The following is a 14,959-nucleotide window of genomic DNA, read 5'->3' as shown; positions in this document are numbered from 1 at the left end:
AGATTATAGTGTAGATATAGGGTGAATTATGGCATTGTATGTTATTGGCGATTTACATCTGAGTTTTGGATCAGATAAGCCAATGGAAGTGTTCGGAGAACATTGGGATAAACATTACGACAAAATAAAAGAAGATTGGCTTAATCGTGTAAAGCCTGAAGATACAATTATATTGCCTGGAGATATTTCATGGGCGATAAGTTTTGAAGGGGCGCATAGCGATCTTACTTGGCTGGATCAGTTACCAGGCAAAAAAATAATTTTCAAAGGAAATCACGATTTCTGGTGGGTATCACTTACCAAAATGGAAGGTAAGTATGAGACCATAGATTTCATCCATAATACGTTTGGGACATATAAAACTTATGGAATATGTGGCACAAGAGGTTGGGTGTGTCCTGGAGAAGTATTTACTGCGGAAGATGAAAAAATATATAAACGCGAAGTGTTAAGATTAGAACTTTCCATCAAGCAAGCAAAAGCTGCAGGCTATGATGAAATAATAGGTGTACTACATTTTTCACCAACTAATGAAAAAAAACAATCTTCTGGATTTACGGAGATTTTTGAAAAATACGACATTAAACAAGTTGTCTACGGACATGTCCACGGGAAAAGCAATTTCAAGAATGCATTAAAAGGAAACTATCATGGTGTGAATTATCAACTTACATCATGTGATTATCTCAATTTTAAGTTGCATTTGCTAATGGAATAACGTGGTTTAGAAAGGTTAAGGAATTGAAGGAATTTAACAGCAAAGAAATTGAGGCATTTTGTCAAAAAAGAATTGAGTTGATCACTTTACTTGAACAAGGTCAATTAACGAAAGAAAATTTTATTATTGAAAACTATGAATTGATGTCAGGTTTTAAACGTGTTAATTATCAAATTGAGAGTATTGAAGAAGGTATACTAAAGTATCATTATTTTAATACAATGGCTAAAAAATTAATGCTGGAAGCGGATGCAATTGAGTTTAAAGATTACACGAATTGTGTAAAATTGAAAGACCGTGCTTACGATTTTTATTCTAAAAAAGACAAAATCACTTTAAGTATGCTTGAAAAGGTTGAGTTTAAAGAGGTTGAAGCCTATTTCATTCATATGAATTCTAGAACTTTAGAAGGACAGATTTACGAAATAAGGTTTAATAACTATGAAAAAGTGGTATTACATTCAAAAGACCGAAAAATTCTGTACAAACTGAGAGAGACTGGATGTTTTTCAGATGAACCGATTGCTTCGGTCATTGCTGACTACGTGAACACTAAGATCTACTAAAGGAGGCGGAATGTATGACTGTAAAAAATCAACTACAAGAAGGCATGACACTTACAATTCAAAAAAAGGTAACCATTGATGACACTGCACTGCACTATGGTAGTGGCAAAATCGAAAATCTCTTTGCAACACCGAGATTGGTCGCTTTAATGATTGAGGCAAGTACCCAGTTAATGGATCCTGTATTGCCAGAGGGCTATATCTCTGTTGGACATCATGTGGAAGTTGATCATTTTAAACCATCTTTAATCGGATCAACAATTACAATCGAAATTACTATTCAAAAAATAGAAAACGAAAAATATCTCCTTCATATGAAAGCATATGACGAATATGGTCAAGTGGGTAAAGGCAAACATACGCGTAGTGTAGTAAACTACAGTAGTTTAATTGATCGTGCTCAGACTAGGGAAAGGGAGTCACAGTTAGAGAGGTAATATGCAAATTTTAAAAGACATCGATGCAATCATCTTCGACCTTGATGGTACTTTAATAGACTCAATGTGGATTTGGAAACAAATTGATATTGATTTTTTAGAAAAAAGGGGTATTAAGTTGCCTCATGATCTTCAAAAGGACATTGAGGGGATGAGTTTCACAGAAACTGCTCAGTATTTTATTGAGAGATTTGATTTGAAAGAGCCACTTAAGGAAATTCAAGATGAATGGAATGAAATGGCAAAACTCTTTTACAGGCAAAAGATTAAGTTGAAAGAAGAAGCGAAAGCGTTAATTGAATATGCAGTTTCGAAGAATATAAAAGTGGGAATTGGTACAAGCAACTCAAGAGAACTGTTAACAGAAGTGGTTGTTGCACACGGTATCCATCAATATTTTGGTTCTATGAGAACATCTTGCGAAGTTGAAAAAGGCAAGCCACATCCAGATATTTTTCTAAAAGTAGCTGAAGATCTAGAGGTTACGCCTAAAAGATGCCTTGTTTTTGAAGATACACATGCAGGTGTGTTAGCTGCAAAACGCGCTGGTATGAAAGTCGTTGCGGTCTATGATGCGTTATCAGAAGACTATCAAAATGAAATCAAAGCTGATGCAGATGGTTTCATTATGAGTTTCAAAGATTTGTTCGTAAAGCAGTAAAGATTAAATTTATAAGTATTCTCAATATTATCCATCTCTTTAGATGGATAATATTTTTTAAGTACAACTAAACTTTATATGAGTCAACTTTATGTTGAAAGGAGTCAAGGTGAAAAAGGGTCAAGAAATAGAACTTAAAATTACGCGTATGAAATACCCCAATGTAGGCATCGGTATCTTTGAAGATCAAGAAATAAGGGTGAAAAACGCACTAACAGGGCAGGTCTTAGCATGTCGAATTAGCAAAAAAAGATCTACTAAAATAGAAGCAAGGGCACTTGAAGTGATTGAGCGTGCACCAAATGAAAAAGATTCTTTTTGTGAGCATTTCAATATGTGCGGTGGCTGTATGCTACAAACACTTGATTATGAATCACAGTTAAACCTTAAAACAGAGATGGTGAAGAACTTGTTTGACGAAGCAGGTCTTATGCTTAAGTTTAATCCAATTGTTCCAAGCCCAGAGGCTTTTGAATACCGTAATAAAATGGAGTTTTCTTTCGGCGATGAGTTCAAAGATGGTCCTTTAACACTTGGAATGCATAAAAAAGGACACCATCATGATGTCGTAGATGTACCAAATTGTCATTTGGCTGATGTGGATTTTAGAACGATCCAAAAGGCAGTTTTAGCATATGCGAAAGAAAACGGCTTGATCAAATACAATAAACGGAGTCATATTGGATTTTTAAGACATCTTGTGGTAAGAAAAGCTAAGGGAACAGGCGAAATCATGGTAGCGCTTTCAGCATCCACTCAACCTGCTGATACTGCGGGGAACGTATTTGATGGTAAGTCCTTTGCGAAATATCTAAATGAACTGCCTTTAGTGGGTAAATTAAGTAGCGTTTTATATGTGAAAAATGATGGACTGGGTGATGTAGTATCAGGTGAAATTGATTGTCTATTAGGTGGACTTTATATCACTGAGAAGTTATTTGATTTGACATTTAAAATCACACTTTATTCATTCTTCCAAACCAATACCAAAGGTGCTGAAAGACTTTATCAAACTGCTCTTGATCAGATAGAATCAATGGAAGATAAGGTTTGCTTTGACCTCTTTAGTGGTACAGGCACAATCGGTCAAATCATGGCGCAAAAAGCTAAAAAAGTAATCGGCATAGAGTGGGTTGAAGATGCAGTTGTTGCAGCGAGAGAAAACGCCCATATGAACGGGCTTGATAACTGTGAATTCATCTGCGGTGATGTATTTGAACAGCTTAAAAAGGTGAAAGAAAAACCAGATGTTATCGTCGTAGATCCACCTCGAAGTGGTATGGGCGAGAAGACGACAGTTGCAGTGGCGAGCTATGGCATCCCAAGTATCGTCTATGTTTCATGTAACCCATCGACACTCCTTGATGATCTCATCGTCTTTCAAAAGCAAGGGTACAAGGCGGATGATATTACACTTGTGGATATGTTCCCCTGGACGGGAGGCGTTGAATGCGTGACGAGACTTACGAAGACTGTTAATGAAACAAATTAAATAAAACAAATTAATAAAAACAGATAACATACGATTATAATATAATAGGACTTCTATGGTATTCGCTCTCACGCTGGAAAACAATCAAATTTCTAGTAGAGCGCAATAACATAGAAGTCTTTTTTTGAAGATTAAAGTCCATATATTTTGCAGTTTCAATAAAGCGATAATAGAAAAAGCAAATAAAAGTTATAGAAATGAATCTACGATTTGACCACTAAGAATTATGTGTGACTATACTGATAGGTTCTCTGTATACAAGTTGTAATAATTATAATAAAATATAATTAGTTATATAGCTTTGCTTTAGAAATTGGAGTGTGCAATATCATGTGTTATGGCAAAGGGTTATAGTAGTTTATGAGAGTAATTAAGTGAAACATGTTTGATGATAAATTGGTTATATTTGTGGTTGGTTCACTGTTATATATGAGAAGGTGAACCGTACCATAAGTAGGGACATACGGAATATTCTTCTTGAAATTAAATGATTATAAGTGTGATGTTATATTGTTTTAAAAGATATATATAAATAGCAATTGCGAGTTATAGCGGTGAACATTTATTAGAAAAATAGATATATTGGAGGGTGTTTATGAAAATTTCGTTGATAATTCCTGCTTACAACGAAGAACGGTTGATTGAAAAAATGCTTAAATCAGTGATGATAGCCAAAAAGAGAATTTGAGAAGAGCAATTGTAATTATTTGGAAATCGTTCTTGTAGATAATAATTCGGAAGATAGAACTATCGAGATTGCGAAGAGATTTGAGGTAACAATTGTAAATGAAAGAGTGCACAATATCGCTAAAGTTAGAAATACAGGTGCTCAATATGCTACTGGTGAGATACTTTGTTTTTTAGATGCCGATTCAGAAATTAGTTCTAATATGTTCAATCTTATTTGCACATACATGCAATCAAATAAATATGTTGGAGGTGGGACAAAGTTTAAACTTGATAGACGGAATCTCACTTTTAGCCTTATATTTGTTGCAAGTGTTCTAGCTACTCATATAGTTGGATTGAGTGGTGTAATGCTCTATACTAGGAAAAATTATTTTGATGAGATTGGTGGATTTAATGAAAAATATTATGCTGCTGAGGATATAGATTTTGTGTTGCGCTTAAGAGATTTTGGAAAGGAGAAAAGTTTAAAGTATTGCAATATATACCGAGGTTATATAATAACGTCATCTCGTAAATTTAAGATGTTAAAGTTCAAAGACTTATTTATGCAAGGAGGGTTATTATTGCATAAATCGCTTCGGGAAAATCCACAAAAATGCGAACAATGGTATAATTTGCATGATTACCGGTAATCTCAAAATTGACATTTTGATTACAAATAGTTGCTTTAATTGTTGTATATTCGGTTGTTAAAGCGCATTGAATTATAGTACCTCGAACCGTACACTTGGACAACCAAGTACATTCGAATATAATTGGTTATCATATCAAGTAAATCCTTTTGTCAGAAGTATTAATTAGCCATACAAATTGTGAGTACTTTATATTATAATTATATAAACATACTTATTAACAAACAGTGTTGGAGTATAGAGTATTATACTTATCCAATTCGCTTAAGATAACCACCAAGTCTGAGAAAGTCGCAAAAACTATAGCTTTAATAGAAAATAGGCCTAGAATCCTCATGAAACCGTTGTAAGTACTTTTTCGGAGACTTCTTTGACACCAATGCAGATTAATGTGTTAAAAGATTAGGGATTTTCAATACGGGATATTAATTGCATAATTATTTATACACGGTTTTGATGATAGCATGAAGAATTTGAAAGAGATCAAATAGATTACAAAAAATAGGATGGAGAATCAAAATGCACGAAATAATAACCGCCTCTATTGAACTAATGGATGCAATAAAATTATGGGCTCAAACTAATTTTGATGGGATAATGGTTAGCATAATTGCTGCAGTTATTTTAGCATTAATTACAAGAGTTATAAATTATATAAAAAATAAACCCAAAGAACTAAATGAACTTTTGAAATATGAAAATTTTAATGATATACATTGGATAGAAGAGTTAGACAAATCTTTAGAGATCAAAGATACAATGACAAGAAATTTTCCCGAGTATTCTGATTATCTTTTGATTCAATACGGATCTTCTGTTGAAGCAAACAATAAATTACCGCAAGATTACGACTTCATTGTTTTGATGTTAGGTATTCCAAAAGAAGGAAGAAGATATTTACACAATAAAGGAACAACTGGTATGGATGATGTATCGTCAAAAGAAAACATAAATCAAGTAGATATTGTTTATAGAGATTACTTATCGTTCTTATATGCTGCAAGTGCTGGAATGCCTTATGAAAATAGTGTAATTGTAACTGGAAAACTCTTAAAAGGACAAAAAGGCTATTTTCAGTGGCTAAAAAACATTACACAAAATCATCTATATGATAGAGATTTTTTGATAAGAAGATTTGAAGATAAAATTTCAGCAGAAAAACAGGAATTCCAGAAATGTCTGTTTGAAAAACAAAAGTTTAAGCATGAAAAATATTATGTTATAAGAGCTGGATATTATTACATAACGTCTTTATTACAACTAAACCATATAAAAAAATTTGATAAAGTTATCTTCCAAAATGACGTAGTTGCTTTGTCAAAGGTCAGAATGTTTTATGAGGATTTTAAGAATGAAAATATTAAAAAGAAATATATACAACTAGTTGAATGCTTAAAAAGGAATAACTCGATTGAAGATATTTCCATTCAAGATATTACGGATACATTACATGAATTAGAAAATATGGAGAATTAAAATGTTAAGAAAACTAAAAAAAATTTTAAAAATGGAGAAGAAACCCAATCCTGGTATTTTTTCAGAAAGTCCTTTAAAAACAAGCTTTTATGAAGAGTTACAAAAAAATGGTTGGTGCGAAATTATAGACGATAAACCAGATAATTTAACTGAACTAATTCAAATTAAAATCAGAAAAACTAAACATGTATAATTTTAGTAATATTTCAACCTATTAGAAGTTTATTGATTTTATGCGTGGCATGGTTCCATTGAATATCCATGCTAATCATTTCAAGACTATAGCAATTTGGTTAGTTATAGAAATTTAATGTAGTGCGATAAGTTTGAATTTGGTGTACAAATTAATATATAATGAATGATTTTAGTATCCGATGGTGAACCGTACCACAAGTGAGGGCGGTTTTTTTAGTATGAAATTTCATTTTTGGATCAGGGGGGGATATATATTCCTAAAGAATTAGGTGGAAGGGCTGATAAGAGTAGAAATAGATTTGAAATAAGAGCAGTGATCTACTATCTATTGAAAGTTTTCGAAGAAAAAATTGACTATGTCATTTTGGAAGCATTGGGCGATGATGAACGTGGAATTGACCTTCCAAACAGCTCCTTCAAAAAACTGTTCATGTTAGTGTAGCCTATCCAAATCTATGATGACATTCAAGGATAGGATATGCTTGAAGTCAGTTTCAGTTATAGAAGAATTTGAAACCGCTATGTTATTCTACAAAAAGCATATTAATCAGGGTGATCGTATAAAGGGCGCATTCAGAGAGTCTTTTGAAGAAGTGCCAGAAGAAGCTTATAAAGAGGCGGTCGCAAACGCAATCATCCATAGGGATTATAGTAGAAGAGGAAATAATAGAGTCGAGATTTTCGAAGATCGGGTGGAGATAACTTCTATTGGTGGACTACCAGTAGGAATTTCTAAAGAGGAATACTTAAATGGCAATTTTTCAAATGCTAGAAATAGAATAATTGCAGATATATTTTTAAGATGCAAAATTATAGAGAAAATGGGAACTGGTGTTAGAAGAATAAAATATGTATATCGTTCATTTGGACAAAGTCCTGAGTTCAAAGTTTTTGAAAACTCAATTCAGGTCATCCTGCCAAAATTAAGTATGGCAGCAGAAATCAATACAAAACAAGCCGATTTGACAATGGAAGAAGAAAAATTGCTTAATTATATTAAGTCAACAAAGGGAATAAGTCGCGTAGATACTGAAAAATACATGGGTATCGGCAAAACTAAAGCGACTAACTTGATAAATGGATTACTGGATAAAGATGTAGTTATCAAAATAGGTATTGGGAAAAATACAAAATATAAATGTAAATAGAGCATATTTTGACACTCACTGGGGTGAGATACCCAGAACCGTATCATAAGTGACGAAATGTGAGAAAGATAAATGGCTATTTTTTAACGTTTGATAAAAAGTAAAACGTTGGTTTTATGTTGATACGGTGCTAAGTAAAAAATAGAACCAAAGTAATAAGTACAGTTTTGGAGGGATTATGAAGTTTCAAATTGATATTGATAAAATCACCTTGTCACCAAATGGTGTTCAACATGTAGTTACTAATGAAGACATGAAATCTTCACTTTCACAATTAAAAAGCCAATTGGCGAATGGGAATAATTCTAGTATTTTAGTCTCTGGGTATAGAGGGGCTGGAAAAACTACGTTAGTTAAAAACCTTATTAATGAGTTCAATGATGAAAGAAGTGTATTTATTGAACTTAATTTTACAAAACGTGATAGCCTTTCTATAATACAGCGAAAGCTAATTAGAGAGTTATACTTGTCACTTGAGGCAAATAAGAAATTTAAATTAATTAAAGATAAGAAGTTGATAAATCAAATAAAGTTACTTTATGACCATACTTTTTTTGAAATATCAAATATTTCAAATCTGACCGAACTAAAGGAACATAGTTACGAAGCAACGACAAAGTTCAACTTAAAGATTTAATAAAGGATATTTCACCAGCGGCAGCATTTCTATTCGCAGCAATTAACTTAAAAATAAATATAATCCCTTTTATTACCAAGCATAAAGAGTGGACATTGTTATTGATTAGCTGTATCTGGTTTGTAGTTAGTAATACAGAAATAAAAAAAGTTTTAAAGAAGAATAAGTCTGAAATTGAGGAACATACAAGAAAATCTCTATATGATGATGAAATTGCAGAGTATCACTTAAGTACAGTTTTAAGTAGTTTGAACAAAGAAAATTTTAAAGTTATATTTGTTCTGGATGAACTTGATAAAATCGAGAGTGATTCAGAAATGGAAGGATTGGTTTCTGATATGAAGCCATTGCTATTATCAAATCTAGCATCTTTTATAGTAATATCCGGTCAAAAGATGTACTATAAACTTTTATTATCTGATTTATTAGATGATTCTTTATTATCTAGTATTTTCTCAAAGAGTATACATGTTCCATTGGTCAGTGAATCTGATTTAACAAAAGCTTTTGAATCGTTCGTAATTGATAAAAGCATCTTGAAGAAAGATTTCGTAGACCTATATATGAAGTCGCTGATTCTTAACTCAAATGGAACTTTAAGAAGGTTTACTAATAGATTGCTTCAAGATATTGTTTGGGAAGATAATAAAGCTTATGTAAGAATAGAAGACAATGATATTTCTAAGTATGAAACTGATTCTAAAATTCTATCAATCATAAATGACATTATAGATAGGCAAATTGATAATAATGAGTATGACATTGGTATAAGAGATTTTTTAATTTATCAAATATATCTTTGGGTTAGAAAAATGAAAGTTAGAGGTAATACATACTTTGTTATTGCTGATGTATTTGATTTTGAAAAGGACTATTCTGATAATTATCATGAATGGTATGAAATAGAACTAAACGATATATGTAATGTTTTATTAACTGAGTTAGTTAATAGTGAGTTACTTGAGGTTAAGGTAGTGAATGATGAAAGGCATTTTAGATGGACATCAACAGCCGATGTATACATGTCTAAGTTTATTAACTATACTACAAACTCTAAGTATAGATATCTTCAGGAAATAATAGAACTAGAAGAGTTTTCTCGTGAAATGCTAAGTGAACTAAACATTGAAAATGGATTTAAGGCTAAATCACTTAGAAATATTATTGATTTACTAGTGAAAAATAGAATTGTAAGTAACCGTTGGTTAGATGAGAAGCATTTATCACTAATTAGACTTAGTAATAGGATTAAGCATGGTGAAAAAATTGATAGCGATGAAATAGAGAGGTTATCATTATCAAGCAATAATTTGAATATAATGAAAGCAGAGTTGTTTGAAGGATATAGTAATTATATTATATCGAGATATTTAACTAATCTTGAATATGAAGTGTATTTAAACCGAAGTGAGAGTATAAATGGTCGAAGAATGAGTTTGGATGTTGTTGCGAAGCACAAGGAAAATCCGGATATAATTTTTGAGATAAAATATCGAAGAAAATTGCAGCCGAATGATTTACTTAGAACAGTAGACAATATGGTTAGTACCTTGAATTCTTACAATCAATTGAGTGATAAAAAAAGTAATTTAATTATTTTATTTTTCAGTTCAGAAGACGATGAGTTAATCATAAACAATGCTATGGATAAGTTAAATAACATACGTAATGATGAATTCTATAAGGGTATATATCCTCTAATTGTATCGGGTACAGGAAAAATGTTCGATAGTAAAAAAATTGAAGAATTTATTGAACGTGTGATTAATATGGAGTATGAAATATGAATAAGGCAATATTAATTGGAAATGGATTTACTTCATACATGAATTCAAATTATTATAACGCACCTATGATGACAAAGTTCTTTGGGAAAGAAACTGAGTTAGTAGGTAAAATCGAAAGCTTATTTGACAAAATAAGAAACTTAGATTTGAATAATACAGAACTATTAGATGTCTCTGAAGCTTTATTTCCAAGTGAAGGATTATATCCAAGTGATACATTGATACCTAGTTCTGATTCAATTGCTATTAGTAATAAATTGAAAGACCATGTAGTATCAAAACTTTCTCAAATAGGTTTCGAGAATCCTAATGAGATATTTGAATCGTATTTTGCTGAATATGGGCTGTGGTCATCAGTTAATTGTGAAAAACTGAATGGAATAGAAACCTATCTAAAAGTTCTTGCATTATTTGGGGAGATAAATAAGTTCTCAAAAGAAGAGTATATCCACGTAAAAAAAGTCGCAACTGATATTTATTTTAATAATGCAAACCATGGAATTAAATCTATTAACAATGAAGAGATTTGTCAGGATAAACTAGTTGAGACTATTAAAGATTTTAAGTACATTTTTACCACAAATTATGATACCATCGTGGATGATATTCTTGATGGCGAAGATAGATTTCCATATCATCTGCATGGTGGTTTTAGTATAAATCATAGAAATAAGGACCCTGATGGAAGGTATACACCGAGTGAAGCAAGGCTTATATGGGGAATAAATGCTGAAGAAAAGTATGATGATTTGAAAGCTGGATTTAGATGGGATGATTTCAATTATGGTGCATTTAGATATGGTCAAAGTAGATTAGCAGATTATTATGATATCTTACAAGAATATAAGATTGATGAGATTCACATTTTAGGTTACAGCGGAGAAAATGATGACCATATTAATAAAAGAATTATTGAGAATCAATTTATTAAAAAAGTTGTCGTTTATGTGAATCCATGTAAGATTAAAGATAGGGAAACTAAAGTTAGAAATCGCCTATTGTTTGGTAGAGGAAAGAAGCTTGTTGAATTAAGACCATGGTCTGAGTTTTGGAATAAAGTAGTTAATGAGATAGACAAAGATTAATCTTTGCCTATCTCATTAATTTCTTCTATGGTAAATGGAATAACTATATCTAAGCTATCTCCTAACTGACACTTCGACACTAAATAAATATATAGTTTTAGTTCATTAATAGCAATCTCTAAGCTGTTTTCAAAAAGTGTTGGTTCTAGGTTGATACGGTGAACCGTATCATAAGTGAAAAAGTGTTAAAAAGTATAGGATTATTGTCTTAATGGAAGCGAAGAAATGTTAGTAAAATATAATGATGAATCTATAAAGTAGTTTTAAATTATTAAGCTTAATTAAAATTGATGAAATTAATAGTGGTAGATATATTTAGACTCTATGATAGGTAAGGTATATATGAAAAGTATAGAAGAAATTATAAGTGAAGGAAAAGAAAAATATAATAATCAAAAATATGAAGACGCATTAGTAATTTTCGAACAATTATGGTCTGAGAGTGAATCTATCAATTCAACAATTTTGGGCTATTTAGGTTTATGTTTAAGAAAAAGTAATAGATCTGAAGAGTTTGTGGATATTTGTAGAGATTTGAATGCTGATACAAAACTATTTAGAAATCGATTTATTTCATCAACATTGTGTTGGTGCATCTACGATGCCCATATTAAAACATATGATGCCTCAGATACAGAAAATTTTAAAGAATTTTTAAAAAGATCTACATATATAACTAATGAACTTAAACAATTAAGCAGAGATAAATTTTATTTGAACCCTTATGGGTTGACAATTATTAAAGTTGTGAAAGTATACAGAGACAAACCATCAACTAATTGGGATGCAATAATAAATTGGTTGGATAAACTAAATCAACATGAATTACCTAATGAAGTATTTGAATTCGATGATAACGGTAAGAAAAGAGAACTCGCATCTTATAAGGAATTTTTTTACCAGTATTACACGAAAGGCTTAGAGAAAAGAGAACGATTTAAAGAATGTATTACTTATTGTGAGGAAGCGCTTGAAAATATTGATAAGTTCCATTATAGAAATCAGCTATGGTTTAAAGCAAGAATGCACTATTGCTTATGCATGATTTCAAAGGATATCGATGATGATATTGTTGAGTACAAGAAGATAGCGGCAACAGAAAATTACTGGTATATGTATCATAAATTAGCACAGATTTATCTTAGATACAATGATATTAAAAACTCGTTGTTATATGCTTCTAAGGCGATTGAAACAAAATTTGAGTATGAGAAAATGGTAAATTTATTATTTGATATAGCTCAATTATGGGATGCTAAAGGAGAAAGAAAAAAATCAATAGTTTATTATCAAGCCAGTGCATATTACCGAGAAAGACAAGGATGGTATCATCCTGAAGAGTTAAGATTTGCTATTGAAAATTTTGAAATAAATATTGATGAAAAACCAAATATTCGTATGATTCAGGATATTTCCAAGCAATACATTCAAGAAATTGAGGGAATTGATAAAATATCTGGATCAGTTCTCAAAATACTAGAAAATGGTAAAGTAGGGTTCTTAACACAAAATGGGTCAAAGAATAATGTTTATTTTAGATTAGCAGATGTAGATTTATCAGAAGGATTAAAGAAAGGTGATAAAGTAAAATTTGATGTTATTCTTGAAAAGGATGGTAGAACGAGAGCAATAAATATTGAAAAGGAGATTTAAGAATGGCTAAAATACATATAAACCCAAATGATATTGAAAAAATAATAAGAGAATACTCGTGCATGGATAGTACTTTTTTATTAAAAAGCTATCTTGGAAATCAGAAGAAATATGTATGTAAGTTTAATCTCAAAGGTAAAGAGTGTGCATTGGATATCTTTGTAACTGAGAAATATGTAAATATCTTGCCAAAGGGTAAAAACATTGGTGAGTGTAATACTCTTATTAAACATATCGAGCAAAGTGGATATAGCGCTACGGTAAAACCTAAGCAATTTACGATGTTTTGTTCAAAAGATATATTAGATTTACTTGAGAAACATATATATGAAGACCTAAAAGGGTCTGTATCAATTTCAAAATCAAGTAATGTTTATACAATTTCTGGGTACAATGGAGATACAGTTATGTTACATTACTATCCAACAAAAAATAATATTTTGATTCAAGGACGCCCACACCAAGCTTATAGTGTAATAATGTCTTTTTTTGCATCTTTACCAGAATATAAAATTGAAGATATTATACTAATGGGTTCTCAAGGGAGGATTAATGAGGTACATTCGTCTGATGTACGTAAACAGATGAAAGATAAGTTAGGTGAAGCTTATGATTATTTGGATGAGGCATTATTAAAATCAATATCTGGATCAATCAGCATGATAAATCAAATAAATCAATCAGAAGATTATACTGGTTGTTTAACAGGTGCATTCAAGGCATTAGAGGGATATTTGAAGAAAATTTTAAGCACCGGATTTGACTATAAGTTGAAAAAATCAAACACATTTAGTATGTTTCATGAAGTTAATGGATTTTGTGATATAGATGCAAACAGCTTGATTGGTTTGGAACAGAAAAACGCATTGAAGAGTTTATATAAAATGTACTCGAATAAAAGAAATGTATATTTGCATTCTACGATTGACCCTTCATACACTAGAATAATACAAGAGAAAAAAGAGGCGTATGATTTGCTCTTTGAGGTGCTTGATTTAATAAGAATGACTTCAGTTAAGTTAACCGGAAAGGATGATTGATAATGAATGAGTATAAGATTTTTTCATTAGAAGAAGAGAATCTTGATGTAGTATTACTTACATCTATTGATGATCCATACTTTATTCTTGATGATATTTATAATGAGCTTAAAAGTTTAAGAGGTTCAAGTTTTTCAATCGTTCTTGATTTATTGTTAAGAAATGGATATTCATTCAATAGATTTGCTTTAATAAATTATGATTCACAAGGAAAACATGATAGCAAGATAATTAATACAAGGGACGTATCAGAGATGGCTAAAAGTCAAGTCAGAAAATATCTGATAAGAAATAGAAGATACTTAGATGAAAGTTCACTATCCGATAGAATAAAAAACTTTATTTTGTCTGCTTAAATGTGAATTTTAGTTTCACAATGCTCATATTGCTTTCTTTAAATACATTAGTAATGGTTTTTTCTAAGAATCAGAAGAAATTGAAGGCGAGTTCCCGACTAAAGGAGGCTCGTCTTATTTTTATGAGTTCAGGGCGGTAATCTAGGAGTCAAAATCAGAATCAGAGTTAGAGTCACCAAGTAAATATTAGTGCTTCTGATTTTGAAAATGAAATTTTCAAATAATTTTCTTTAAACTTTGATATGATATATATAACTTTAATCAAATAAACGTTTTAAAGGAGTAGCATTATGTATGAAGATTATTTACTGAGTATTCCATACCAAAATGACCACTCATTCCGATGCGATAGACCATTGAGTATGATTTTTTAGATCACTTGTTCC

The 14,959-nt window shown here is 31.1% G+C and carries 16 protein-coding genes; all 16 read left to right on the top strand.

Annotated features, from left to right (window positions below):
- Positions 1-28: 28 nt before the first annotated feature.
- The 16 genes from QE109_RS12030 to QE109_RS11955 all read left to right on the top strand — a co-directional run bounded on the left by QE109_RS12030 (position 29) and on the right by QE109_RS11955 (position 14,573).
- Complete coding sequence (locus tag QE109_RS12030) at positions 29-718, top strand: metallophosphoesterase (protein ID WP_281094779.1); 690 nt, start codon at positions 29-31, stop codon at positions 716-718.
- A gap of 23 nt (positions 719-741) precedes the next feature.
- Positions 742-1,284: a DUF6648 family protein gene (locus QE109_RS12025; protein ID WP_281094778.1), complete on the top strand. Its 543-nt coding sequence runs from the start codon at positions 742-744 to the stop codon at positions 1,282-1,284.
- Between the two features lie 14 nt (positions 1,285-1,298).
- Positions 1,299-1,721 (top strand): thioesterase family protein, encoded by a 423-nt coding sequence (locus QE109_RS12020; RefSeq protein ID WP_281094777.1) that lies wholly within the window; start codon positions 1,299-1,301, stop codon positions 1,719-1,721.
- 1 nt (position 1,722) lies between these two features.
- A complete protein-coding gene (locus QE109_RS12015; protein WP_281094776.1) occupies positions 1,723-2,382 on the top strand; it encodes an HAD family hydrolase in 660 nt (219 codons plus the stop codon).
- Between the two features lie 109 nt (positions 2,383-2,491).
- On the top strand, positions 2,492-3,874 hold the full coding sequence (gene rlmD / locus QE109_RS12010; protein WP_281094775.1) for a 23S rRNA (uracil(1939)-C(5))-methyltransferase RlmD: 1,383 nt from the start codon (positions 2,492-2,494) through the stop codon (positions 3,872-3,874).
- Positions 3,875-4,581: 707 nt separating this feature from the next.
- Entirely contained in the window at positions 4,582-5,196 is a 615-nt protein-coding gene (locus tag QE109_RS12005; protein WP_281094774.1) for a glycosyltransferase, read from the top strand.
- 519 nt (positions 5,197-5,715) lie between these two features.
- On the top strand, positions 5,716-6,672 hold the full coding sequence (locus QE109_RS12000; RefSeq protein WP_281094773.1) for a hypothetical protein: 957 nt from the start codon (positions 5,716-5,718) through the stop codon (positions 6,670-6,672).
- A gap of 1 nt (position 6,673) precedes the next feature.
- A complete protein-coding gene (locus QE109_RS11995; RefSeq protein ID WP_281094772.1) occupies positions 6,674-6,865 on the top strand; it encodes a hypothetical protein in 192 nt (63 codons plus the stop codon).
- A 234-nt stretch (positions 6,866-7,099) separates the two neighbouring features.
- Positions 7,100-7,309, top strand: a complete 210-nt coding sequence (locus QE109_RS11990; RefSeq protein WP_281094771.1) for a hypothetical protein — start codon at positions 7,100-7,102, stop codon at positions 7,307-7,309.
- Between the two features lie 40 nt (positions 7,310-7,349).
- Positions 7,350-8,015: an ATP-binding protein gene (locus QE109_RS11985; RefSeq protein ID WP_281094770.1), complete on the top strand. Its 666-nt coding sequence runs from the start codon at positions 7,350-7,352 to the stop codon at positions 8,013-8,015.
- A gap of 178 nt (positions 8,016-8,193) precedes the next feature.
- On the top strand, positions 8,194-8,652 hold the full coding sequence (locus QE109_RS11980; RefSeq protein ID WP_281094769.1) for an ATP-binding protein: 459 nt from the start codon (positions 8,194-8,196) through the stop codon (positions 8,650-8,652).
- Between the two features lie 95 nt (positions 8,653-8,747).
- Positions 8,748-10,439 (top strand): hypothetical protein, encoded by a 1,692-nt coding sequence (locus tag QE109_RS11975; RefSeq protein WP_281094768.1) that lies wholly within the window; start codon positions 8,748-8,750, stop codon positions 10,437-10,439.
- On the top strand, positions 10,436-11,524 hold the full coding sequence (locus tag QE109_RS11970) for a hypothetical protein (protein ID WP_281094767.1): 1,089 nt from the start codon (positions 10,436-10,438) through the stop codon (positions 11,522-11,524). Before QE109_RS11975 ends, QE109_RS11970 begins: the two co-directional genes overlap by 4 nt.
- A 342-nt stretch (positions 11,525-11,866) precedes the next feature.
- Positions 11,867-13,177, top strand: coding sequence for a S1 domain-containing protein (locus tag QE109_RS11965; RefSeq protein WP_281094766.1), 1,311 nt, complete (start codon positions 11,867-11,869; stop codon positions 13,175-13,177).
- Positions 13,178-13,179: 2 nt separating this feature from the next.
- A complete protein-coding gene (locus tag QE109_RS11960) occupies positions 13,180-14,217 on the top strand; it encodes a type II toxin-antitoxin system RnlA family toxin (RefSeq protein ID WP_281094765.1) in 1,038 nt (345 codons plus the stop codon).
- Positions 14,218-14,219: 2 nt separating this feature from the next.
- Entirely contained in the window at positions 14,220-14,573 is a 354-nt protein-coding gene (locus QE109_RS11955) for a type II toxin-antitoxin system RnlB family antitoxin (protein WP_281094764.1), read from the top strand.
- Positions 14,574-14,959 lie beyond the last annotated feature (386 nt).

Origin of the sequence: Fusibacter bizertensis, from assembly GCF_029914245.1 — a bacterium.
Classification (GTDB): domain Bacteria; phylum Bacillota; class Clostridia; order Peptostreptococcales; family Acidaminobacteraceae; genus Fusibacter_C; species Fusibacter_C bizertensis.
The sequence above is the reverse complement of the archived record's forward strand: the minus strand, read 5'-3'. Positions and strand labels throughout refer to the sequence as shown.